Genomic DNA, 22,440 nt, shown 5'->3' with positions numbered 1-22,440 from the left:
AATGCTTCTGGAAAAGGAACACGATCATGATCAGAACCCTGGCAACCGGTCTGGCGCTTGCTGCCCTTTTGGGCGGCGCTGCCTTTGCCGAGACCTTTGAAGTCAAGATGCTGAACAAGGGGGAGGACGGTGAGCGCATGGTTTTCGAGCCATCGTTCATTCAGGCGGCACCGGGTGACACCATCAAATTTCTGGCCACAGACAAAGGCCACAATGCCGAAAGCAACGACGGCATGATCCCCGAAGGAGCAGAAGGCTTTTCCGGCAAGATCAATGAAGAATACGAAGTCACGCTGGATGTCGAAGGCGTTTATGGCGTGATCTGCAAACCCCACTACGCAATGGGCATGGTGATGACAATCGCGGTGGGCGACGTTGAGGCACCTGACACCTTCCTCGAAGGCCGCGTTCCGCGCAAGGCCAGCGAACGCTTCGAGACACAACTGGACAATCTCTGACCATTCCGGCGCGCGGGCAGTGCGCCCGCCGCCTCACTCATCCCCAATGGAGGGAACAATGACCAAATTCATCAACCCAGGACGTGTGAAAACCAGTCGTCGCAATGTGCTGCGTGGCTCGCTCCTCGCCAGTGCTGCGGCAATGGTCGGAGCTGGTGCGATGGCAACGCCGCGCACACCGAGACTAAACGTGGCCAACACAGCGTCGGCAAAGCTTTACAAGGCCGCAGGTGTACAAGCTGCGGAACCCAACACGATAGAAGCCGACCTGTCCGGCTACACCCGCGTCAAGCAGGAGTTGGTTGCACCGCCCTTTGCCCCCGTGCACGAACAGGTTGCCACTGGCGGCCCGAAGATCATCGAGATCCTCATGGAGACCACCGAGCGCCTGATGGTGGTGGACGAAGATACCGGTGCGTCGATCTGGGCCCTGACATACAATGGTTCGGTTCCCGGCCCGCTGATCATCTGCCACGAAGGCGACATGGTCGAGCTGACCTTGCGCAATCCGACCAGCAGCATGATGGAGCACAATATTGACTTTCACGCCTCCACCGGTGCCTTGGGGGGCGGTGGCCTGACCCACGTCTATCCTGGCGAGGAATGTGTCCTGCGTTGGAAGGCGACCAAGCCGGGCTGCTTTACCTATCACTGCGCCCCTGGCGGCGCGATGATCCCATATCACGTCTGCCACGGAATGAACGGTGCTGTCATGGTTCTGCCCCGCGACGGGCTGAAGGACGGCAATGGCAACCCGCTGAAATACGACAGCATCGCCTATATCGGGGAACAGGATTACTACCTGCCGATGGACGAGAACGGCGATTACCGCAGCTATGATGCCGCCGGTGATGATTATGCCGATAGCCTGACCGCTATGCGAACCCTGATCCCGACCCATTCGGTGTTCAACGGTGCGGTGGGTGCGTTGACTGGCGAGAATGCCCTGCGCGCCAAGGTTGGTGAAACGGTGCTGATGATCCACAATCAGGCGAACCGGGACTCGCGCCCGCACCTGATCGGCGGGCACGGCGATTATGTCTGGGAAAGCTCTTTCTCCGACGCGCCGATGACCGGAATGGAGACGTGGTTCGTGCGTGGCGGCAGCGCCGTGGCGGCGATGTACACCTTCGAACAGCCGGGCGTCTATGCCTACGTCAATCACAACTTGATCGAAGCAGCGTTGCTGGGTGCGGCCGCTCACTTCGTGGTTGATGGCGACTGGGACAACCAATTGATGGAACAGGTCGTGGCACCCCGCGCGTTCTCGGCATAAGAGGAACGCGCGCCATGACGACCGCCGCCACCACTCACTTCTTCCCGCTCGGGCCCTCGCTTCGCCTTGCGGCTCTGGGCCTTCTGGCGGCGGTCATCGCGGGGGGCGCGCTCTTGCAGCGGGCCCCCGATCCGGTCTTTCTGCCGGACATGGCCGATCGACCGGTCCTCTTCCCCGACGGTCGCGCGCTCTACGTGCAGCGTCATGAGGTCACGATCACCGAATGGGCGCGATGCGTCGCTCAGGATGCCTGTGCGCTGAGCGTTCGCGCGCGCGCCGATCAGGACCCCGCAACGACGCCCGCGACCGGCCTGAGCTATATCGACGTGCAGGAATATATCGCCTGGATCAATGACGCCGCACGGCATGAGTTTCGCCTGCCGACAGCCGGGGAATGGCATGTCATGGCCGCGTCGGTCCTGCCGGAGGAGCCCGATCCTATCTTCAAGGATCCGTCACTCACATGGGCCTCGGCCTATCTGACCGAGGGCGCTGCCCCAAGGACGCTCAAACCCCAAGGCAGTTTCACGACCTCACCCGAGGGCATCGCCGATCTGGACGGCAGTGTCTGGGAATGGACGCAGGAATGCTATGCAGGTGCCAGCGACGGGCTGGACCCGTCCCGCTGCCCCGCGTTCTTCGTCGGCGGGGAACACGTCGCGGCGATGTCCTATCTGGTGCGGGACCCCGCGCGCGGCGGCTGCGCCGTCGGCACGCCGCCTGCGCATCTGGGCATGCGCCTCGTCTCCGATGACCCGATCTGACAGCTATTCTGCACTTGCCAGCAGAACCGTCGAGACGAGCGCCAGCGATGACGTGCGACTTGGCCTTGCGGTTCTTCTGCCTTTTCAGCGTCGCACTGCACCTCAGCAAGCGAGGATATCGCCGGCCACAGGATCAACTGGATTGGCGAACTCGCATCTTGAAACGGGGTACGAAACTGGCGTCACGCGATGCGACAGCAGACAGATATTAGACAGGCGCCTTGGACCTTTCTTTATTTTTTGTTTGCCGATCATGAGCGTCGCGCTATCCCTAACTCATTATATTTGAGCTGCGACTTGAAATATCAGTTTTGAAAAGGGTTTTACTGGCATGTGTTTGACCTGCTGTGAAAGCGTTGAAAGCGGCGCATCGACCATCAATCCGTGCCTTTGCGGTGCGCCTGAAACCCAAGCCGCGATGAGCCGGATTGAGGCCGACATATCGCGCCGTCAATTTCTGGGCGGCAGTGCTGCGGTTGTCGGCATGTTCGCGGGGTTTGGTCTTGCCCCACGCGAAGTGAAGGCGCAGACGCCGGGCCGCCCGACCTTGCTGACCAACTTGCGCTTCTTTGACGGTGACACGCTGGCCATGCAGACGGGCCGCGACATTCTGATCGAGGGTGGCCGGATAGCTGCGCTGCCCGCGGAGGGCAGCGGTCCGGCAGAGGCGGATGCGATCGATTGCGGCGGGCGGGCCGTGACACCGGGCCTCATCGACAATCATTGGCACGCAACGCTGGTCGGCGTCAGCCAGCTTGCCGCGCTGACGCAGGATATCGGCTGGGTTCACCTAATGGCCGGGCGCGAGGCGGGAGCAACCTTGATGCGCGGCTTTACCACGGTGCGCGATACCGGGGGGCCGGTTTTTGGCTTGAAGATGGCGATTGATCAGGGCGCCGTCACCGGCCCGCGCATCTTTCCCTCGGGCGCGATGTTGTCGCAAACCTCGGGTCATGGGGATTTTCGCCTTCTGAACACGCTGCCACGGATGCCCGGCGATCCAGCCGACCATACGGAAAGCGCGGGCGTCGCCGCTATTGCCGATGGCCGCGATCAGGTTTTGCGCCGCACCCGCGAACAGTTGATGAAGGGCGCCAGCCAGATCAAGATCATGGCGGGCGGCGGCGTTGCCTCGCCTTACGATCCGCTGGAAACGGCACAATATACGCTTGATGAGATGCGCGCGGCGGTTCAGGCGGCGGCCGATTATGGCACCTATGTCTGCGCCCATGTCTATACGCCCACGGGCATCCTGCGCTGCATCGAGGCTGGCGTCCGGTCGATCGAGCACGGCCAGCTGGCGGACGAGGCGACCATTCGCGCGATGGCCGAGGCTGATGTCTGGTGGAGCATCCAGCCATTCCTCGCGGACGAGGACGCAAACCAGTATTCAGATCCGCGCAGCCAGGCCAAGCAGCAGCAGGTCGCCAGCGGCACCGTCCGCGCCTTCGAGCAGGGCCGCGCCGAAGGGGTCAACATGGCCTTCGGGACGGATGTTCTCTTCAACCCATCGGGGGCTGCGACGCAAGGGCGACAACTGACCAAGCTGACCCGCTTCATGCCCCCGCTGGAGGCGCTGCGCATGGCCACCGGGGCAGGGGGCGCGCTGCTGGCCATGTCCGGCACCCGCGCGCCGTATCAGGGGCGCTTGGGCGTTATCGCCGAAGGGGCGCTGGCCGATATCCTTGTCTGGGATGGCGACCCCGAAACCGATCTCGATTTTCTTGCCGATCCCGACACCAACCTGCGCCTTGTCATGAAAGACGGGCGCGTTTTCAAGGAGCAGCTTTGATGCTCTGGTCCGTGTTTGGCGGCATTCGCGCCATTGCCGTCATGGTTGCGATGACCGTCGTGGTGGCGTTGATGCCGGTCGCGGCCAAGTCGCAGGACTGGTCCGGTCAGGTGACGCTGTATGGCTGGGGCGCCGGCGTGACGGGGGATTTCAAGCCCTTCACCGGCGCGCCGACCCTATCGTTCGACAAATCGCTGTCCGAGGTGCTCGAGGATCTGGATGCGGCCTTTTTCGTCACCGGGCTGGCGCGCCGGGGTGATCTGGTGCTGCTTGGGGATTTCACCCACACTTCGTCATCGCGCGCAGGCGTCGTGCCGCCGGGAATTCCGGCGTCGGGCAAGCTAACGATGCAGTCGCTGACGCTGGCTGCAGGCCGGCGAATTCAGGCTGGCACGGGGGCGACCGTCGATCTTCTGGGCGGTCTGCGGGCGTGGCGCATTGACGGTAAAATCTCATCGCCGGTATTGCGGATTGCGCCCGAGTCAAAATTCGTCGATCCGATACTTGGGCTGCGCGCGAATGCGCACCTGTCTGATCGCTGGTCGCTTTTGGGGTATTTCGATGTTGGCGGCTTTGGCGTCGGATCGGATTTCACATGGCAAGCCGCCGTGACCGCGAATTACCAAGCCTCGGAAAACCTGTATCTGTCCGCAGGATGGCGGCATCTTTACCTTGATTATTCCGACAGCGGCACAGTGTTCGACGGTGCGATGAGCGGGCCGATCATTGGCGCAACTTGGCAGTTTTGAGGGCTGGAACCCATCCAATGACTTCGACAACCGATAAAGTCACGCCCCCGAAGGTGGCAGTTCCGATCTGGACGGTTATGGGCCCCTTGGGCGCGCTGGCGCTTGTCGCCGTCTTGCATGTGCTTGGGCATGATGGGGCGCCGGCGTTTCTGATGGTGCTGGCAGTGCCGCTTTTGTTTGTGGCGGTGTTCGCTGCGGTTCATCACGCCGAAACGGTCGCGCACCGGTTGGGTCAGCCTTTCGGCTCCATTCTGCTGGCGCTTGCAGTCACGTTGATCGAGGTGTCCCTGATCGTGTCACTTCTGCTATCAGCGCCAGAGGGCGAAAGTGCGGTCGCGCGAGACACCGTTTTTGCGGCCCTGATGATCGTGCTGAATGGTATTTTGGGTGTCTGCCTGTTGATCGGGGGCATTCGCTATCACCGCCAGACCCTGCAACCTCATAGCGCCACAAGCGCGCTCGGGGTTCTCGCCACACTCGCCATCCTCGCGCTTGTGCTGCCGAACTATACGCTCGCTGTCCCTGGCCCCCTTTACGCACCGATGCAGCTTGTCTTCGTCACAGTTGTGTCGCTGGCGCTCTACGGCTTCTTTCTCTACGCGCAGACAGTCACGCATCAGGGCGACTTTGCCGATCCCGGGGACGTGGAACACGCCCATGCGCCGATTGACCGGCGCGCGTTTCGCATGGCACTTGGCCTGCTGCCGCTGGCCCTCGTGTCCGTCGTTTTGATGGCCGAGACCCTTGCCGGCCCTGTGGCGGTCGGCATCACCCATGCAGGGCTGCCCGAGGCGTTGGTCGGCGTTGCCATCGCCATGGTTGTGCTTATGCCCGAAGGTGTCGCGTCCCTTCGCGCAGCGCGGGAAAACCGGCTGCAAACCAGCATTAACCTTGCCTTGGGTTCGGCGCTGGCCAGTCTTTGCCTGACCATTCCGACCGTGGCCGTAATTTCGTTATTCATGGGCCAGGATCTGATCCTTGGGCTTGATGCCGAGCATATCGTGCTATTGCTGCTCAGCCTCTTCATGGCGACATTGACGCTGGCAATGGGACGGACCACATCGTTGCAGGGCGGTATTCACTTGGTGATCTTTGGCGCGTTCCTGACGCTTTCCGCGATCCCCTGACGCCGCGCGTCCGCACACAAATGTTCCCAACGCGACCGCCATGTCGAGGGCGATCTGCACGCCGGTGACGATGAGGATCGCGGACTGCTGTTTTCGGTGCGACGGGATCGACGCAGGCGCGCAACTTCAAGCAGACCAGAACGCTTGACATGTCCTGAAATAGAAAAAGAATGATCCGGGACTTCCGCCACCGGAGAATTCTCATGCGGCCATTTTCGCTTTCCGTCGCCCTCACCCTTGGTGTCGCCGCCACCGCATATGCGCAAGGGGATACACGGCAAGTCTCGGGACACCTCATCTACCTGCCACGGATCGCATTGCCCGAAGATGCCGAGGTGACGATTGTCGCGCAAGGTGCGTTTGACGCAGAATTTGACCAGCTTCGCTACCAAACTGAGGGCCAACAGGTGCCGCTGCCCTTCGTTCTCGACGTGCCGAGGGATCTCTCTGGCACGATAAGCGCCCTCATTCGCGTTGCGGATGAGCCCATGTGGCTTGTGCGAGATATCGGGTTCGAGGCCGGGGGCGAGCCTGTCGATCTGGGGGATCTGCAATTCGAGAGCTATACAGCTCTGGCGTTTGCCAGCCGGTTCGATTGCGGCGGCACGGAAGTTCAGTTCGGCGTCGTCGACGATGACGCGGTGCTGCGCGTGCATGACGTGGATTACAAGATGGTCGAGGCCGTCGCAGCCTCCGGCGCTCGCTATGTCAATGAAGATGATGACAGCACCGAATTCTGGTCCAAGGGAAACTCGGCCATGGTGACGGTCATGGGCGAAGAATTGCCCGAGTGCACGCAGATCGACGATACCGCCGCGTCATACCGTGCCAGCGGTAACGAGCCGGGCTGGAACGTCAACATTACCGAGACACAGGTGGAGGTGGTCGCGGATTACGGCGCGGTCACCCGCACGGCGCCGCGCCCCGACGTTCAGGTCACAGCCGGCGCCTATGTCTTTGACATGCCTGCGATCGACAGCCGCCTGACGCTTGAGGAAAAGATGTGCCGGGATGACGCCACGGGAATGCCCCACCCGCACAGCGCAACGCTTCAACTTGACGATCGCAGCTTTAGTGGCTGCGGTGGGGACCCGGCCAGTCTGTTGACCGGCGCCGCGTGGCAGATTGAGGATGTGGCAGGTCTGGGGGTGGTCGACGACTCGACCATAACAATCCAATTCCATGAAAACGGGCGCATTTCAGGCAGCACAGGCTGCAACCGGTTCATGAGCGGATATGACCTGACGGGCGAGGGTCTTACACTGGGGCAGATGGGCGTGACGATGATGGCGTGCCCCGAAGCGCTGATGACGCAAGAACGCCGGGTGCTGGACGCGCTGGGCGAGGTTCAGCGGTTTGATGTCGATGACACCGGCACGCTGCGGCTGATGGGTGGGCCAGAAGGCAACGCCGTGCTGACCGCAAACCGTCCGTGAGATTTGGACGAGGTTGCGCGCCAAGGTTTATGCTTGTGAAGGTCGGAAGGGCAGGGCGGTCCGTCATCGGACCGCCCCAACAGATCAGCTCTTGTTCTTGACGTCTCGCTTGACGTCGCCCAAGTGCTCGTCCTCTGCCTTCTTCTTGGCCGCAGTGGCCACCTGATCGGCAGCGGATTTTGCCTTCTCCGTGGCCTTGTCCGCAGCTGCCTCGGCGTCTGACTGCATGTCCGATGCAACTGTTTTTGCCTCGTCCACACCCGCCTTGACGACCTTTTGCGCCTTCTCGACCTCTTCGGAATAGATACGCTCAGCCTCGTCATAGAGATCGTCGCTGTAGCTGCCGACATACTTGTCCTCGGCGCGCGTGCGCGGCAATGCCCCGGCGACAGCCGCACCAACGGCAAAGGTCAGCGCGCCGACAACCAGCGGGTGCTGGCCATAGAAGTCTGCCGCCTGATCGCCGCCTTTGCGCAGGCGCACGGCGGCCTCATCGCGTGCATCCATCGCTCGGGCACGCGCCGCTGCAATGCGCTCGCGCGCCTCATGCGACAAGTGCTCGGTGCTTTCGTAGAGGCGTCGTTGCACGGCCTCGGCATGTTCGGACGCGCTGTTCCAAATGTTGCCAGCGCTATCGCGAACGCCTTGTGCCGCGCTTGACGCAGTGTCCGAGACGCCGCGTGCGGCACTAGAGGCGCCGGATGCAACGCTATGGCGCGCATCGCCGGCAGCTTCACCAAGGCGTGCACCCATTCCGCCTTTGTCTGATCCGCCCTTGTCCGAAGTATGCCCGGACGCGGCGGTGCCTGTGCGGGTATACTCCTCCTGATCCCAGTCGCGGGCCCATGACGGCTCTGCCACGGCCGGACGCCGCGCTGCCGATTTCGGCCCGGAATAGCTTGCGCCGCGCCGCGCTGCGTTGGCGGGAACATCTTCGCCGCCATCCAGATGACGAGCCTGCTGGCGCGGGGGCAGATACCGATCGTCGCGGCCATAGTCATCGCGGCGGTCTGACTTCTGGTTATTGCCGAAAATCAGCCACGCCAGCCCCGCGCCCGTCAGCGCCAGCGCCATAGGGTTGTCGCGTGCCGATTTGGCGACCGAACGACCAAATTCGCCGCCATGTTCGCGGAATTGATCGCCCAGTTGCTGGAACGCGCCATCAAGTGAGAAGCGGCCCTGCAAATCGTGAATGGACTCCTTCAAACCTGCGCGCTCACGTTCGATTTCGCGTTCGATTTCTTCGGGAGATTTCGAGTTATTTGTCATGATAGCCTTCCTTTACTGCATTGGCGTCAGCCTTGACGTTTTTCGAGGTGCGCGAAGGTACGAGGTTTGCGAGCTTCAGATCGTTGATCCCCTTGTTGGCCATGACATAGGCGATGACGGCAAAGACCGTGCCAACGATCAGAGCGCTCCAGCCTGCGTCCATCCCGGCCTCGGTAAGGGCCGCGACCAAGGCGCCTGACAGAACATTGAGAGCCGTCAGCGCGACGATCACACCGCCCAAGATCAGGCCAATCGCAACGCCCGCGCGGTTGAGATTCTCAGAAACTTCCGCGCGCGCCAGATCCACTTCCTTTCGCACGAGCGAACTGACGTGGTTGAGGGCGTCGCCGAGCATGTCGGACGTCGATTTTTGGGTCGGGTCGGTCATGACGTACCTCCTGGGGCAGGTGGCGTGGCGGGCGTGTGGCCCGGTGCAGGCGTGCGCGCCGCGCGATCGGCATGGACCGACGATGCGGTCCTGATCGGGCTGGGCTCCTCCGTGCCTTCTTCGTCCCGGCGGGCCGAGGCCGTGGCAAAGCGCGTTGCCGCGAAGCCAGCCAGTGCCATACCGCCGAGAAACAGCATTGGATTACGCTTGGCAAAGCCACTCAGTTCATTCGCCATTTCGCCCAGATCCTTGCCTCGGATGGACTCCGACACATCGGCGAGGCCACCGGCGATCTGGCCAAATGTGCGCTCCTGCGGGGAGCCGTTGCGCATGTCATCAGCTGCCTTGCGCAGCGCCGAGGCGACGTCGGAGACTTCGTCCGCGACGCCATCCTTGGCGCTCTCTGCATGTCGCGCGGCCTCGTCGCGCACCGTGCCAGCCGCATTCTGAGCGGTTTCGCGGGCGCTGTCGCCAACATCGGCAGCCGTGTCCTTGGCCTTTTGTTTTACGTCGTCTGCGGTATGTGAGGTTCGATTGGTCATCGTGATCTCCCGTAAATTCAAATCGCCAGATTGAGGGTGGCGAGGGTCACCACAATCAATTCGAGGAGATGAAAATTTCCATTCATGCTCGGCTTCACCCGAGCGGTGATTTCACATGGATGTGACATGACGGGACAACTCAGCTTGCCGGATTTTGTTCCCCAAGGTTGAAAGTGCCTGCACGGAATCTTGGGGCCGTCCACGGCAAGTGCGCGTGGGTGATGCATTCATCCATTCAAGGGGCGTATTGGTGCAGAAGAAGAATGGATCTTGGTCGCCCGATTGGCCCGCAGGCTGAGCCGCAAGCCTGCCTTGGCGCGAGCCTCAACCGCTCCCGCCGTTACAATTCCGTCTGTGAGAATGGTCTGTTCGGATGGACTTCAAGACTTGATCTGTGGGGCGCAACTCAGCCTCCCAAGGAGCGGCATTACCTGTTGCCAAGTTGCGCCGGAGCTGTGGGAGGAGATCGAGTGGTGCGGTCGTTACCTTGGCGTCTGTTGCCCGGCAGGCAAGCCTACCGGGCCCGGGAACATCACCCCTTGGAGTTAAAGAAAAACCGGATCATTTCCGCGCTGGCATCGGGGCCCTTTGGGTCGGTGTAAGAGCCGCCAGATTGGCCGCCTGACCAGGCGTGGCCGAGGCCGTCGATCACCCAGTGCTCCAAATGGCTCTGTCCGTCTTGCCCGATGCTGAGCGCCACGGAGTAGGCGCGGCCCGACGCATTGCCATTGCGCGTTGTCTGGAGGGTCTGGGAAGGCCCGGCGCGTTCCGCGTCCTGGATGATGGCCGCGCCGTTGGCGGGGTGAACCGTGCTGTCCGCGCTTCCATGAAAGGCGATGGTGCGAGTGTCTTCGGACTTGTCATTGGTGTGCCGGCCCTGTCCCTGGCCTGCCATCGCGGCAAAGGCGGATGCCACATCCTTCGCTGCCCCATAGGGCAGACCGGAATGCGCCCCGACAGCGGCAAAGACGTCCGGGTGGGTCTGCCCTAAGATGACGGCCATGGCCGCGCCCGCGGACAGTCCGGCGACGAAAGTGCGGCTCTGGGGAACATCATGCTCGGACATCGTCTTGCGGGCGATACCGGCCAGAATATCCGGCTCTCCACGATCGCGCCGCTGGTCGCCCGGACTGAACCAGTTCCAGCAGGTTTGCGCATTCGCGCCGCGTGACTGCTCAGGATAGATCACGACGAAGCCGTCGCGGTCGGCGAGGGCGTTCATACCGGTGCCGATGGCGAAATCCTCGGGGTTTTGCGTGCAACCATGCAGCATCATCACGATCCCCTTGACCCCCGCGTCTGTCGAGGCAGGCACGTAGGTGCGATAGGCACGGCTGCCGTTCTTGCCCTGATGCGTGGCCGAGAGAAATTGTGCGCCCTCGGGCGTGACGACGCTCTGCGGCTTTGCCGCGTGCGGGCTCTGCCCCCCAAAGGCTTGTGCCATGTTCAGCATGCCCATCAGTCCATCAGGGCCATGCTGATGGGGCAGGCCGCCAGAGGGCATAAGCCCGTCCATGGCAGGGGGCGCAAGGCCGTGCTGGGAAAGTGTCCGCTGCACCAGATCCTGTGCGTCGGCAATCCGTTTGTCGCGTGCGGCATCTTTCACCGGGCGAGATGCGCCAGCGTTGAATTCAAACATGTCAGATATCCTGTATTGGGGTTGGGTTGGGTCACAGAATTCGATCGGCAAGGGCCTTCTTGATCTCCGGGGGGGCCTGCAAGGCGCCCAGAACGGTGATCGAGCCAATAGTTTGCAGCGCCAGTTCTGATGTCACATCCGGGTCGATCCGGGCCAGACCCACGACCTTGACGTGCAGCACTTCGCCGGCGTCGCGCAGGGCTTCCAGATCGGCCCGTGTGTAGTCGCGCAGACCCAGTTCCATCGTGTGCCGCTCAACCGATTTGGTGACGACGTCAGCATGGCCGCCGAGGTGATTGCGAATTGCGGTGCGAATGAAATCGCTGCGGTTCGAATAGAAGCCTTCCTGCACCAGCAGGTCGATACGCCCCAGATCGACGTAGCCGAGATTAATCGTGATTTTTTCACTATCCGGGGTCTTGTCGCGAAGCTGCCTGACGTTGCTCATGCCAATTCTCCATCTGTATGGATGGTATATGGATGTTCATTGATCGCTTGCAAGCCCCGAAATCTCGATTTGGACGTTTTGCCGAGGTGACCGTCTGATTGGCGCCAGTGGACGCCGACCATGCCTCTGCCTGCGCAGAGACCCGCGCAGTGAGTAGATTCCGTCCCTATGTGCCCGCTGCGTTAAGACATAGCGTTGCTTTGTGTTCAGCCAGACGTACCGAGTACACTTTAGAGACCGGGCAGCCGGGACGGCGCTCGGTGCGAACGGGGGCTACCCTTCCTCCCTGAGGCATTTCTGCGCAAGAAAGCCCTGGCTGCCCATTCGGATACAATATTCGCCGCACCTTGCGGGCTTGGCGCATCGGCCACTGCGCTGGAATCCCGGACCATGCTGACAGCATGGCAAGGCGCAGGGCGTGACCATTAGAAAGGACTACCCATGAGCCAGATCGTCTACATCGTCGGCGCGATTGTGATCGTCCTGTTTGTGCTGAGCCTCATCGGCTTTGCATGAGCGCGTAATTGAAACGGGGACGTCAACAGACCGATGTAAGGGACCAATGATGACAAGTGCAAACTGTTACCGCTGAACCAAGACCGTTTGTGCGGCGTTAACGAGCGCGGTGGCCGGGTTGGCTGTTTGCTGAACTGGACTGTGTCAGAGCTAAGCGCTGCGAGACACCTTGGGGATAGACCATGAGACTAAAATTGCTCGCTGCTGTTGGGCTGCTGACCTTATGTATCTGGGTTCCTGCCGTCGGCGTTGTCGCGTGCAGTATCATCATCGCTCTTCAAGTAGTGCTGATGGCCCTTCGCCCTGTGCTGGCGCTTTGGCCAAAGCCGGTCATACGCGCGCATGACACGTTTCGCGCGCCGGTGTTTTCGGTGCATGTCGCGACCCACTCCGAACCACCTGCCATGGTGATACGCACTTTGCGGGCATTGCTGAACCAGAATTGGCCGGCGGATGGTTTCGAAGTCATCGTAATGGACAACAACACGCGTGATGAAGACCTTTGGCGTCCGGTCGAAATGTTTTGCCAGCAACACTCCAATCGGCTGACCTTCATCCACCAACTCGGTGTCGAGGGCGCGAAGGCGGGTGCATTGAACATTGCATTGAAGGATACGCGCATCGACGCCAGCCATGTTGTCACGGTGGATGCCGATTACGTCGTGCATGCCGATTTTCTGGCCATTGCGGCCTCTGCCCTGGCGCGAACTGGCGCGGATTATGTTCAGTTTCCCCAATCGTATCAGGGTACCAATCAGACGGCGGCCGGTGTGGACGCCGAACTAGAAGAATATTTCCGATCAAACGCCATGGTCGCAGACGAGGCCGAAGCCGTGTTGTTGACCGGGACGCTCTGCGTCATTTCACGCGAGGCGCTCCAGGCGGCTGGGGGATGGTCCGGCGTGACAACCACGGAAGATGCCGAACTCGGGGTCCGGCTGTGCAATGCGGGATATAGTGGGCGCTTTATCAACCAGATCGTCGGGCAGGGGCTTTTGCCGTTCTCACTGGGCGATCTGGAAAAGCAACGATACCGCTGGTGCAGCGGAAATCTGCAAACGCTTCTTCGCCATCTGCCCATCATTTTCGGGCGCACAGGGTCATTGAACCTGCACAAGCGGTTTGTCGTGATTTCCCAACTGACAGCCTGGTTCAACCTTGCCCTGTTGCCGGCGTTGCTTTTGCTGCCGGCTTTGCTGGTGCAACAAGAGGCGCCCACATTGGCCGGCCTTGCGGCGGCGTCAATTGTTCTGAGCCTTCTTGATATAACGCTGCGGGTCACGGGCCGAGGGCTCCGAGAGGCGCGCGGCCTCAAAATGACGTTTGATGCTGTGGCATGCCGCCTTGCCCTTGCGCCGCGGGCCGCCAAGGCAACGTTTGACGCGCTGCTTGGCAAAGACCTGCAATTTGTCGTCACGGATAAATCCGGTGCCAATCTTTCGCGGGCCTGCAGGGGTGTCATCGGAGGGCGCGTGCCCTTTGGTCATATGGTCCTCTTTGCCGTCTCTTTCCTTGCTCTGATCGGTGCGCAGCAGACGGACCCGGTGATCATCGCTGCATTGCTGGCGTTGATGCTGCCACTGCCCGCCGCGATCCTGACGGATATTAGCCTGCGGTCCTACCGCGCCGCCATAATGCCGGATCACATGGAGGCCGCAGCATGAGTGCCGATCCGCTCGCCCCCTTGGTCGATATTGTTCTGCCGACCTACAACCGGGCGCATCAGGTCGTCAAAGCCATCCAGGCCGCGCTTGATCAATCGTGGTGGAATTGTCGGGTGACCGTCATGGATGATGCCAGCACTGACGAAACGCTTGGCGCCTTGCGCCGGTTCTTTTCCAACCCGCAGTTCAATTACATCCGGCTCGCCAACAATCTGGGTGCGGCGCATGCAAAGAACGCCGGTCTTCTTCTGACGGGCGGCGACGCCGTGACATTTCACGATTCCGACGATTTGCCGCATCGCGACAAGGTTCTGCATCAGGTGCGGGTGCTCACAACGCAAAAAATCACTGCCGATGAGTGTCTTAACTGGGCGCTTTGTGGCAAGGCATCGGGGCAGGCGCTAGAGGTGGGCGCGGCGCTGACGCATCACGAACTGATCCTTCCCGATGGAAGGCGTGTTGAAATCCGCCGGGATGTTTCACTATTCGACGACGTCTTTCCAAACCTTCAGATTGGCACGCAAGTGCCCGGTGAGTGGACCCATATCAACTCCGGGCTGTTTCGCACCGATGTTTTCAGGCGGCTTGGCGGATTTGAAAACTGCATCGAGGAAGACCGGGAGTTTCGGAATAGATTGATCCTGAACGGCGAGATCGTGTGGATCATCCCCGAGTTGCTGCTGACCAAGATAGAAACCTCCGACAGCCTGACGCAATCCAGAGCGTCCGATTACGACAGCGCGACGCGCAAGGCGGATCGCCGGATGGTTTGGGACAAGGTGGCAGAATGGCGCAGAACCGGGCGGGTTGCGCCTGTTCCGATCGATATCCCTGCGCTGGATGTCTCTTTTGTCAGCAATCCACACCTCTTGGGAAAACGCGATATTCCGATGACATCTCGGACCCTCGCACGGCTGAAGGACGGCCTTGCGATGGCTTCGATGGCTGGGGTGGCGGCACAATGATGCAGATGCAATCACTTCAAAGCCTTCCTGCGCTGGCAATCGTCGATCCGTGCTGCGCCGGAGGGTATGATCCCTCAGATATGGAGACAGGAGGCTTGGGCGGAACTGAAGCCACTGTTTTGCGCATCGGAGCGGCGCTGCGGCACAGCATTGATGTCGCGGTCTATCAAAATGGCAGAACGGAAAGCCGGCGGTCCGGCGCCGGGCAGTTGCGACCCCTGCAAGAGGCATTCGCGCCCCTCGATGTGGGGGGGATCGTCGTTATCAACCAATGGAAGGTGGCCCTCAAGCTGCGCAAGCTGAACCCGGATACGCCTATTTTCCTCTGGCTGCACGTCTATCCCGGACGGCACAATCGCAAGATGGGCGCGGCCCTGAAAGCGGCGAATGTCACCGTCATCTGCGTTTCGCAAACCCATGCCAGAGCCGTGGCCGATTTCATCGGCGCGCCCGACTGTCCGTCGATCACCTTGATCTACAATCCGATCGCTGATGATTTGCAGCGTCAGGAATGCCCGCGTGATCTCAACATGCTGCTTTTTGCGAGTTCCCCCCACAAGGGGCTTGCCGAAGTTTTCCAACAATTCGTGGCAGCACGCCGAATCCTGCCGGAGCTTACGCTGGCCGTCGCGGACCCCGGATACTTGAAATGCGATGTGGGCACCGTGCCAGACGGGGTGACCTTCCTTGGGTCGCTGTCGCATGCGGCGCTTATCTCGCAGATGCGGCGCGCGCTCTGTCTCTTCTATCCGCAAACGACTTTTGCCGAGACATTCGGTCTGGTTCTGGCAGAGGCCAATGCTGTAGGCACCCCCGCCTTGGTCAGTCGGGGTCTGGGCGCAAACGAGGAGATACTCAGCAGCGCAGAGCAGATGGTCGACGGGCACGACACCTCGGCCATCGTAGAACGGCTTGCAGAATGGCAGTCACGGTATCCTGTGATAGCGGCAAACCCCGCCTTTCGGATGACAGCCATCGCCAGGGCCTGGACGGATCTTGTCTTGGGAAGCGCCAACTGCAGCAGGTCGAATAATCCTGCTCAGCAGGCGGCGCAGGTGGGATAGATGGCATTGTCGTTGAACACACCAGACGCGAAGGCATGTGCGCCGGCCCAAGACGGCCACCTGGCGCCGGCACTGCTGGCCGAGTTGTCAGCCTCAGCGGCAGCCGAGGAGGCGGGCACGCGCCCGATTGCTCGGTCCACGGATTTGCTGAGATCGGCGGGCGCCTTGACCGACGATGGCATGGGACGGCCCGAACGCACGGCAAGGTCCCTGATGAAGGTTGGCGCTGCCAACCTGAGTGTTGGGCGGCTATGGGAAGGCCATGTGAACGCCCTCGCATTGATTGCGCTCTACGCCGGGCCGGGCCAACGGGCGAGGGCGGATGACCTGATAGGAAGAGGCGCCTTCCTCGGGGTTTGGGGGGCAGACGGCGACGCGCCCGTGACTTGGGATCCTCTGCGCGGCTGCCTGTCCGGGGGCAAGAGGTTTGCGTCGGGGCTGGGTACGGTGTCCCATGCCATCGTCACCGTGGACTCGGGGCCGGATGTCCGACTGGCGCTGATCGACGTGTCGAACATGGCGCGCGCTGACACCGGCACCTGGAACATGCAGGGGATGAAGGCGACCACATCCGGCACATTCGATTTCACCGACCTCCCCGAGAGCGCCGTGGACTGGATCGGGAAGCCGGGCGAGTATCTGAAAGAGCCTCATTTCGTCGGGGGCGTCTGGCGGATCGCAGCTTTGCAGGTGGGCGCCGCGGTGGGCCTGTTGGACGTAGCCGCGGCACAACTGCGGAGCATGGGACGTATGCAGGCGCAGCCGCAGCAGACGCGCTTGATGACAGTCTTGATGCGCGCATGGGCCGGCATATCGCTGGTCGAGCGTGCAGCCGCCGCTACGGTAAATCCGGACCTGCGGGCAGAAGAGATCGTCAGCGCCTCCATCTCGGCCCGCCTCGTGACCGAAGAGATTGCATTGGACGCGATCCGGGCGGTTGAGCAGAGCCTGGGCATTCAGCACTTCGATGCGGGCGCGCAAACCGGGCGGATGGCCCGTGATCTCGCCGTCTACCTTCGCCAGGCAGCGCGCGATGCGTTCCTTTTGCGGGCGGCCGAAGAGGCGCTTGGACACGATGGTGGTATCTGGGGGATATTCCAATGAACCGTGAGTGTCGCTCCCTTCAGGCCGAGGGCGAAATCGGCCGGGAGAGGCTGGTCGTGCTGGCGCCGCATCCAGACGACGAATCCTTGGGCTGCGGGGCGCTGCTGGCCCGTGTCTTTGCCGGCGCGGGGGCGCATGTGATCTGCCTGACCGATGGGAGTGCCTCGCATCCGAATTCGGCACAGTGGCCACCCGCAAGACTGGCGGCGCGCCGCCGGGCCGAGTTGGAGGCGGCCATCATGTGCCTGGGCGGGACCGCGTCCGATTTGACGTGGATGGGGCTGCGGGATGCCGAACTCTACCGGCTCGACCCTGCGCGCATGGCGGCTGATCTTCTGCCCATCGTCGATGCATGCGGGGCGCGGCATATTCTGGCGCCCGCCGCCGAAGATCACCACGAAGATCACAAGGTCGTCGCTGAAGTGGCCAAGGTCATGCGACGCCTGCGCCCGGACTGGACATTCTACAGCTATCCGGTCTGGTGTCGCTGGGACGACCCCGAGTTTGATCGTGCCGTGCTGGGGCGGAATCCAATTCACTTGAACACCGACCAGTGGCGCGTGCAGAAGCGCGCCGCAATCGGATCGCACCTCAGCCAACTTGGCAAGGTGGTCCTTGATGATCCTGATGGTTTCGTATTGCCAACCGAAATGATCGAAAAGTTCGTCAACGCCGACGAAATTTTCTGGAGGATGCCATGATGGGGGTCAGCTCCGAACACCTTCATGGCCTATACTCGGACAGTGACGATCCGTGGAATTTCAGGACCAGCGCCTACGAGCGAGCGAAATTCGCGGCAACGCGCAGGGCGCTTTCGCGTGGACGGTATCGCTCGGCTTTTGAACTGGGGTGCGGCAATGGACAACTGGCAAGGCAGCTTGTGGATCTGTGCGTGCGATACACCGGTATGGATGCGGTCAATAGGGCCGTGGATGCAGCCCGAGAGGCGGTGCCTTCGGCCAGCTTTTTCACGGGATTCTACCCATGTGCCTTGCCGCAAGACGACTATGATCTGCTAATTCTTTCGGAAATTCTGTATTTTCTGGACCAATGCAGCATTGAACGGCTTGCGCAGGACATAACTGACAGATGGCCGCGTGCCGAAATCATCTGCGTGTCTTACCTTGGTGAGACTGGAAATGATCTGCAAGGCCATGACGCTGTTTCGACATTCATGGCCGCGATGTCAGAGACGCATGAGTTTGAACGTGGCAAACAGGCCCGGGATTATCGTATCGACCGCGGCCTGCGGAGGGGCGCGACATGACGCGTGATGCGCCAAAGGACATTGCCATGGTGATCCCCGCCCGCAACGAGGTGGAGCGGATTGGTGCCTGTCTGACGGCGTTCAAAGGACAGCTCTGCCCGCGCACCACGATCATTCTGGTCATCAACAACACAAGCGACGCGACCGGCAGTATTGCCGCTGACGTGGCGTCCCGATGTGGTCTGGACGTTGAAATTCTGGAGTGCGTTCTGACGCAAGACGAAGGTGTAGGCACAGCGCGCCGCATGGGCTGCGATCACGCGATTGGCCGGATGCCGCATCTGCGCGATATCCTAACGACGGATGCAGATTGCATCGTTGCCCCGAACTGGGTCGCACGCAACGTAGGCCATCTGCAATCTGCAGATGCCGTCTGCGGCAAGATCGACCTGCTCGAAGCGGAAAGAGGCATTCTGGACGGGATGGACCAAGCGCTCGCCGCCACAGAGGGCCACTACAGAACGCTGGTTCAAAGTGTTTACGCTCGCCACGTCGCCAGCGCCCGCGGCCTTGACAGAACCCATGGTGAAGCTGCTGGCGCCAGCCTGGCATTTCGCAAGACGGCTTATCTTGCCGTTGGCGGATTTGCGCAGATTACATGCGGCGAAGATCGCCAGATCGTGCGCGCCATGCGATTGGCCGGCTACCGGGTGCGCCACGTCGACGATGTTGTGGTGCGTGCATCCTGCCGCCTGACCGGGCGGGCGCTGGGCGGCATGTCGGACGCCCTCAAAGCGCGGATCAGCGGCGCGGATTATCTGGTCGATGATTGCCTGCCCGGCGCCGAATGGCTCGTGACCAACGCAGAAAACGGGACGCTGGGTGCATGGCCGCCCCTCGTTCCCGACGCCAGACGCCTGCACGTCAGGGAGCTGCCGCAAAACATTGAAAAACTTGAAACCTTTCTTGGTCTCCTAAAGGCCAAGCGCGCGCGCACCGCTACGTGCGACTCGGCCATGCATGGCGCGCGCGTCGAAACGGGATGATGAGCGCTAGCCGTCTATATTTGCGAACAAATAGGCTATCACTTGCATCTAGATGCTTTTTCACGCTCAATTGCGTGAGCAATTTTAACGACAACGGGAGCTAACCTGCCATGAAATTTCTTGCCGCCACGACTGCCCTATCGCTGAGCCTTGCCTCAGGCGTGTCCGCTGCAGACTGCGAAGAAATCACATTCTCCGATGTCGGCTGGACAGACATCACCGCGACCACGGCTGCCACGACAGTCGTGCTGGAGGCGCTGGGATACGAGACCGACATCAAGATCCTGTCGGTGCCCGTCACCTATACGTCGATGGCCGCCGGTGATATCGACGTGTTTCTGGGCAACTGGATGCCCACGATGGAGGCCGACATCGCCCCCTACCGCGAGGACGGCACCGTCGACACCGTGCGCGCCAACCTGACGGGCGCGAAATACACGCTGGCCGTGAACAAACCGGCCGCCGATCTTGGGATCACGACATTTGCCGATATCGCAGCCAACGCCGATGCATTGGATCAGACGATCTATGGCATCGAGCCGGGCAATGATGGCAATCGCCTTATCCAGTCGATGATCGAAGAAAACGCGTTCGAGTTGGAAAATTTCGACGTCAAGGAATCCTCCGAGCAGGGGATGCTTGCGCAGGTCAGCCGCGCGACAAACCGGGACGAACCGATCGTGTTTCTGGGTTGGGAGCCGCACCCGATGAACGCGAACTTCGATCTGACCTACCTTGAGGGCGGTGACGATTACTTTGGTCCTGACCTTGGCGGTGCCACGGTCTACACCAACACGCGGGCCGGCTTTGTCGAAGAGTGCCCCAACGTCGGCGCGCTGCTGAACAACCTTGAGTTCACGCTGGCCATGGAAAACGAGATCATGGGCGCGATCCTCGATGATGGCGAAGACCCTGCCGAGGCGGCAACGAACTGGATCAAGGCGAACCCGGACGCGCTTGAGACGTGGCTGGAAGGGGTCACCACAAAGGACGGTGGTGACGCAATGAGCGCAGCGCAGACCATCCTCGAATGATGCCGAAAACCTGATAAAAGGGCCTGCCGTCCGTGCAGGCCCTTTTTTGCTATCTTACTTCCCCCATTCCGTCGCGGAGGTTCGCATGAACTGGCTCACCGACAACAAGATCCCGATAGACGATGCCGCGGAGGCGTTGTTCGATTGGCTGCTGATCAATGCGGGATGGGTGTTCGACGGGCTGTCCATCGCGATGGAGTGGTTGATCGAGGTGATCCTGTGGGTGATGCAAACGCCGCATCCGCTCTTCATCATCGCCGCCTTTGCAGCCGTCACATGGCTGATCCAGCGCAACTGGAAAACGGCCGCGCTGATCGCGGTAGGCTTCTTGTTCATCCTCAATCAGGACTATTGGGAGGAAACCACGGAAAGCCTCACGCTTGTCCTGTCGGCCTGCGTGGTTTGCATGGGCGTCGGCGTTCCCATCGGCATCGCGATGGCGCACCGGCCCAAGCTCTACAGCTTTGTGGCTCCGGTTCTGGATCTGATGCAGACGCTGCCTACGTTCGTTTATCTCATTCCGGCGATCGTCTTTTTCGGCATCGGGATGGTGCCGGGCCTGATCGCGACGGTGATTTTCGTGCTGCCTGCGCCCATTCGGTTGACCCAGCTTGGCATCGCGTCCACCCCCAAGGCGCTGCTCGAGGCGGCGCAGGCCTTTGGCGCGAAACCCAGTCAGACCCTGTGGAAGATCGAGCTGCCCTATGCGTTGCCGCAGATCATGACCGGATTGAACCAGACGATCATGCTGTCACTGTCCATGGTGGTGATCGCCGCGCTGGTCGGGGCAGACGGGCTGGGGGTGCCGGTCGTGCGCGCGCTGAATCAGGTGAACACCGGGCTTGGCTTTGAATCCGGCTTGGTGATCGTGGTGGTTGCCATCATGCTGGACCGCATGCTGCGGGTGGTCCGCAAGTGAGCGCCGAGATGAAAAACGCCGTCGAATTCGACAATGTCTCGATTGTTTTCGGCGAAAGGCCGGAGCAGGCCCTGCCGCTCATGGATGCGGGGCAGGATCGGTCCGAGATCGAGGCCGCGACGGGGCAGGTGCTTGGGGTGCATGACTGTTCGCTCAATGTCATGTCGGGTGAAATCCTCGTGCTGATGGGGCTGTCGGGCTCTGGCAAATCCACCCTCCTGCGGGCCGTGAACGGCCTCAACCCGATGGCGCGGGGCACGGTGCGCGTCAACGATGGCAACTGGACCTGCGACATTGCCACCAGCTCTGCGGCGGAGCTGCGCCGGGTGCGGCGCGAATGTGTGTCGATGGTGTTTCAGCAGTTCGGGCTGTTGCCGTGGCGCACGGTGCGCGACAACGTGGCCCTTGGGCTGGAACTGGCCGATGTGCCCAAACGCGAACGGCTGGAACGGGCGGACAGACAGCTTGCCCTTGTGGGGCTATCGGATTGGGCAGACCGCAAGGTGGGCGAATTGTCGGGCGGCATGCAGCAACGTGTGGGCCTTGCCCGCGCCTTTGCGACCAACGCGCCGATACTGCTGATGGACGAGCCGTTCTCCGCGCTTGACCCCTTGATCCGGACGCGCCTTCAGGATGAGCTTCTGGATCTGCAACGCGAGCTGAAACGCACGATCGTCTTTGTCAGCCATGACCTCGACGAAGCGTTCAAGCTGGGTGGACGGATCGCGATCATGGACGGGGGCCGCATCGTCCAATGCGGAACCCCGCGCGAGATCTTCTCGAACCCCGCGTCGGATTACGTGGCAGACTTCGTGGCCAATATGAACCCGCTCGGTGTTCTGACCGCACGCGATGTCATGGGGCCCGTGACCGACAGCAGCGCCACCGCAGCGGATGCCGAAACGCCGGTCAACGAGTTGATCCAGCGGCTAGGTGAACACGATCAGGCCATTCCGATCACACAGGACGGCCGGACCATCGGGACCGTCACGGCGAAGAGCATCGTGGAGCAACTGAAGAGCGATTGATGGCG

Annotated in this window: 22 protein-coding genes; 17 read left to right on the top strand and 5 right to left on the bottom strand. The window is 61.3% G+C overall.

Features of this window, described 5'->3' with window-relative positions:
- Positions 1 to 26 precede the first annotated feature (26 nt).
- The 7 genes from V8352_RS06385 to V8352_RS06355 all read left to right on the top strand — a co-directional run bounded on the left by V8352_RS06385 (position 27) and on the right by V8352_RS06355 (position 7,602).
- Positions 27 to 458, top strand: a complete 432-nt coding sequence (locus V8352_RS06385; RefSeq protein WP_336423437.1) for a pseudoazurin — start codon at positions 27 to 29, stop codon at positions 456 to 458.
- A 58-nt stretch (positions 459 to 516) separates the two neighbouring features.
- Complete coding sequence (gene nirK / locus V8352_RS06380; RefSeq protein ID WP_336423436.1) at positions 517 to 1,734, top strand: copper-containing nitrite reductase; 1,218 nt, start codon at positions 517 to 519, stop codon at positions 1,732 to 1,734.
- Between the two features lie 14 nt (positions 1,735 to 1,748).
- Positions 1,749 to 2,498: a formylglycine-generating enzyme family protein gene (locus V8352_RS06375; protein ID WP_336423435.1), complete on the top strand. Its 750-nt coding sequence runs from the start codon at positions 1,749 to 1,751 to the stop codon at positions 2,496 to 2,498.
- A 418-nt stretch (positions 2,499 to 2,916) separates the two neighbouring features.
- A complete protein-coding gene (locus V8352_RS06370; protein ID WP_336423434.1) occupies positions 2,917 to 4,290 on the top strand; it encodes a metal-dependent hydrolase family protein in 1,374 nt (457 codons plus the stop codon).
- Positions 4,290 to 5,039: a hypothetical protein gene (locus V8352_RS06365; protein ID WP_336423433.1), complete on the top strand. Its 750-nt coding sequence runs from the start codon at positions 4,290 to 4,292 to the stop codon at positions 5,037 to 5,039. Before V8352_RS06370 ends, V8352_RS06365 begins: the two co-directional genes overlap by 1 nt.
- A gap of 17 nt (positions 5,040 to 5,056) precedes the next feature.
- Positions 5,057 to 6,166: a calcium:proton antiporter gene (locus V8352_RS06360; protein WP_336423432.1), complete on the top strand. Its 1,110-nt coding sequence runs from the start codon at positions 5,057 to 5,059 to the stop codon at positions 6,164 to 6,166.
- Positions 6,167 to 6,369: 203 nt separating this feature from the next.
- Entirely contained in the window at positions 6,370 to 7,602 is a 1,233-nt protein-coding gene (locus V8352_RS06355; protein WP_336423431.1) for an META domain-containing protein, read from the top strand.
- 84 nt (positions 7,603 to 7,686) lie between these two features.
- Here V8352_RS06355 and V8352_RS06350 read toward each other — a convergent pair whose 3' ends face one another.
- The 5 genes from V8352_RS06350 to V8352_RS06330 form a co-directional block, all read right to left on the bottom strand.
- Entirely contained in the window at positions 7,687 to 8,871 is a 1,185-nt protein-coding gene (locus tag V8352_RS06350) for a DUF3618 domain-containing protein (protein WP_336423430.1), read from the bottom strand.
- Positions 8,861 to 9,259 (bottom strand): phage holin family protein, encoded by a 399-nt coding sequence (locus tag V8352_RS06345; RefSeq protein WP_336423429.1) that lies wholly within the window; start codon positions 9,257 to 9,259, stop codon positions 8,861 to 8,863. Before V8352_RS06345 ends, V8352_RS06350 begins: the two co-directional genes overlap by 11 nt.
- Positions 9,256 to 9,801: a hypothetical protein gene (locus tag V8352_RS06340; RefSeq protein ID WP_336423428.1), complete on the bottom strand. Its 546-nt coding sequence runs from the start codon at positions 9,799 to 9,801 to the stop codon at positions 9,256 to 9,258. The genes V8352_RS06345 and V8352_RS06340 overlap by 4 nt, the downstream gene beginning before the upstream one ends.
- Positions 9,802 to 10,333: 532 nt before the next feature.
- Entirely contained in the window at positions 10,334 to 11,440 is a 1,107-nt protein-coding gene (locus V8352_RS06335) for an extracellular catalytic domain type 1 short-chain-length polyhydroxyalkanoate depolymerase (protein WP_336423427.1), read from the bottom strand.
- Between the two features lie 31 nt (positions 11,441 to 11,471).
- Positions 11,472 to 11,888, bottom strand: a complete 417-nt coding sequence (locus V8352_RS06330; protein WP_336423426.1) for a CopG family transcriptional regulator — start codon at positions 11,886 to 11,888, stop codon at positions 11,472 to 11,474.
- Positions 11,889 to 12,694: 806 nt separating this feature from the next.
- On the opposite strand from V8352_RS06330, the gene V8352_RS06325 reads away from it, so the two are divergent.
- The 10 genes from V8352_RS06325 to choV all read left to right on the top strand — a co-directional run bounded on the left by V8352_RS06325 (position 12,695) and on the right by choV (position 22,435).
- On the top strand, positions 12,695 to 14,068 hold the full coding sequence (locus V8352_RS06325; protein ID WP_336423425.1) for a glycosyltransferase family 2 protein: 1,374 nt from the start codon (positions 12,695 to 12,697) through the stop codon (positions 14,066 to 14,068).
- Entirely contained in the window at positions 14,065 to 15,033 is a 969-nt protein-coding gene (locus V8352_RS06320) for a glycosyltransferase family 2 protein (protein WP_336423424.1), read from the top strand. The genes V8352_RS06325 and V8352_RS06320 overlap by 4 nt, the downstream gene beginning before the upstream one ends.
- A gap of 5 nt (positions 15,034 to 15,038) precedes the next feature.
- Entirely contained in the window at positions 15,039 to 16,097 is a 1,059-nt protein-coding gene (locus V8352_RS06315) for a glycosyltransferase family 4 protein (RefSeq protein ID WP_336423423.1), read from the top strand.
- Complete coding sequence (locus tag V8352_RS06310; protein ID WP_336423422.1) at positions 16,098 to 17,201, top strand: acyl-CoA dehydrogenase; 1,104 nt, start codon at positions 16,098 to 16,100, stop codon at positions 17,199 to 17,201.
- A complete protein-coding gene (locus tag V8352_RS06305; protein ID WP_336423421.1) occupies positions 17,198 to 17,902 on the top strand; it encodes a PIG-L deacetylase family protein in 705 nt (234 codons plus the stop codon). Before V8352_RS06310 ends, V8352_RS06305 begins: the two co-directional genes overlap by 4 nt.
- On the top strand, positions 17,899 to 18,468 hold the full coding sequence (locus tag V8352_RS06300; RefSeq protein WP_336423420.1) for an SAM-dependent methyltransferase: 570 nt from the start codon (positions 17,899 to 17,901) through the stop codon (positions 18,466 to 18,468). Before V8352_RS06305 ends, V8352_RS06300 begins: the two co-directional genes overlap by 4 nt.
- Entirely contained in the window at positions 18,465 to 19,454 is a 990-nt protein-coding gene (locus tag V8352_RS06295) for a glycosyltransferase (RefSeq protein ID WP_336423419.1), read from the top strand. The genes V8352_RS06300 and V8352_RS06295 overlap by 4 nt, the downstream gene beginning before the upstream one ends.
- Positions 19,455 to 19,564: 110 nt before the next feature.
- Positions 19,565 to 20,488, top strand: a complete 924-nt coding sequence (locus tag V8352_RS06290; RefSeq protein ID WP_336423418.1) for a choline ABC transporter substrate-binding protein — start codon at positions 19,565 to 19,567, stop codon at positions 20,486 to 20,488.
- Positions 20,489 to 20,573: 85 nt separating this feature from the next.
- Positions 20,574 to 21,407 (top strand): choline ABC transporter permease subunit, encoded by an 834-nt coding sequence (gene choW, locus V8352_RS06285; RefSeq protein ID WP_336423417.1) that lies wholly within the window; start codon positions 20,574 to 20,576, stop codon positions 21,405 to 21,407.
- Between the two features lie 8 nt (positions 21,408 to 21,415).
- Positions 21,416 to 22,435: a choline ABC transporter ATP-binding protein gene (gene choV, locus V8352_RS06280; RefSeq protein ID WP_336423416.1), complete on the top strand. Its 1,020-nt coding sequence runs from the start codon at positions 21,416 to 21,418 to the stop codon at positions 22,433 to 22,435.
- The last annotated feature ends 5 nt before the right edge of the window (positions 22,436 to 22,440 follow it).

The sequence above is a fragment of the Roseovarius sp. D0-M9 genome (assembly GCF_037083805.1).
Lineage (GTDB): Bacteria > Pseudomonadota > Alphaproteobacteria > Rhodobacterales > Rhodobacteraceae > Roseovarius.
The sequence above is the reverse complement of the archived record's forward strand: the minus strand, read 5'-3'. Positions and strand labels throughout refer to the sequence as shown.

Excerpts from the sequence above, each read along its gene's own strand:
- V8352_RS06385 (WP_336423437.1), top strand. The coding sequence starts at position 27 with ATGATCAGAACCCTGGCAACCGGTCTGGCGCTTGCTGCCCTTTTGGGC.
- nirK (WP_336423436.1), top strand. The coding sequence starts at position 517 with ATGACCAAATTCATCAACCCAGGACGTGTGAAAACCAGTCGTCGCAAT.
- V8352_RS06375 (WP_336423435.1), top strand. The coding sequence starts at position 1,749 with ATGACGACCGCCGCCACCACTCACTTCTTCCCGCTCGGGCCCTCGCTT.
- V8352_RS06370 (WP_336423434.1), top strand. The coding sequence starts at position 2,917 with ATGAGCCGGATTGAGGCCGACATATCGCGCCGTCAATTTCTGGGCGGC.
- V8352_RS06365 (WP_336423433.1), top strand. The coding sequence starts at position 4,290 with ATGCTCTGGTCCGTGTTTGGCGGCATTCGCGCCATTGCCGTCATGGTT.
- V8352_RS06360 (WP_336423432.1), top strand. The coding sequence starts at position 5,057 with ATGACTTCGACAACCGATAAAGTCACGCCCCCGAAGGTGGCAGTTCCG.
- V8352_RS06355 (WP_336423431.1), top strand. The coding sequence starts at position 6,370 with ATGCGGCCATTTTCGCTTTCCGTCGCCCTCACCCTTGGTGTCGCCGCC.
- V8352_RS06350 (WP_336423430.1), bottom strand. The coding sequence starts at position 8,871 with ATGACAAATAACTCGAAATCTCCCGAAGAAATCGAACGCGAAATCGAA.
- V8352_RS06345 (WP_336423429.1), bottom strand. The coding sequence starts at position 9,259 with ATGACCGACCCGACCCAAAAATCGACGTCCGACATGCTCGGCGACGCC.
- V8352_RS06340 (WP_336423428.1), bottom strand. The coding sequence starts at position 9,801 with ATGACCAATCGAACCTCACATACCGCAGACGACGTAAAACAAAAGGCC.
- V8352_RS06335 (WP_336423427.1), bottom strand. The coding sequence starts at position 11,440 with ATGTTTGAATTCAACGCTGGCGCATCTCGCCCGGTGAAAGATGCCGCA.
- V8352_RS06330 (WP_336423426.1), bottom strand. The coding sequence starts at position 11,888 with ATGAGCAACGTCAGGCAGCTTCGCGACAAGACCCCGGATAGTGAAAAA.
- V8352_RS06325 (WP_336423425.1), top strand. The coding sequence starts at position 12,695 with ATGGCCCTTCGCCCTGTGCTGGCGCTTTGGCCAAAGCCGGTCATACGC.
- V8352_RS06320 (WP_336423424.1), top strand. The coding sequence starts at position 14,065 with ATGAGTGCCGATCCGCTCGCCCCCTTGGTCGATATTGTTCTGCCGACC.
- V8352_RS06315 (WP_336423423.1), top strand. The coding sequence starts at position 15,039 with ATGCAATCACTTCAAAGCCTTCCTGCGCTGGCAATCGTCGATCCGTGC.
- V8352_RS06310 (WP_336423422.1), top strand. The coding sequence starts at position 16,098 with ATGGCATTGTCGTTGAACACACCAGACGCGAAGGCATGTGCGCCGGCC.
- V8352_RS06305 (WP_336423421.1), top strand. The coding sequence starts at position 17,198 with ATGAACCGTGAGTGTCGCTCCCTTCAGGCCGAGGGCGAAATCGGCCGG.
- V8352_RS06300 (WP_336423420.1), top strand. The coding sequence starts at position 17,899 with ATGATGGGGGTCAGCTCCGAACACCTTCATGGCCTATACTCGGACAGT.
- V8352_RS06295 (WP_336423419.1), top strand. The coding sequence starts at position 18,465 with ATGACGCGTGATGCGCCAAAGGACATTGCCATGGTGATCCCCGCCCGC.
- V8352_RS06290 (WP_336423418.1), top strand. The coding sequence starts at position 19,565 with ATGAAATTTCTTGCCGCCACGACTGCCCTATCGCTGAGCCTTGCCTCA.
- choW (WP_336423417.1), top strand. The coding sequence starts at position 20,574 with ATGAACTGGCTCACCGACAACAAGATCCCGATAGACGATGCCGCGGAG.
- choV (WP_336423416.1), top strand. The coding sequence starts at position 21,416 with ATGAAAAACGCCGTCGAATTCGACAATGTCTCGATTGTTTTCGGCGAA.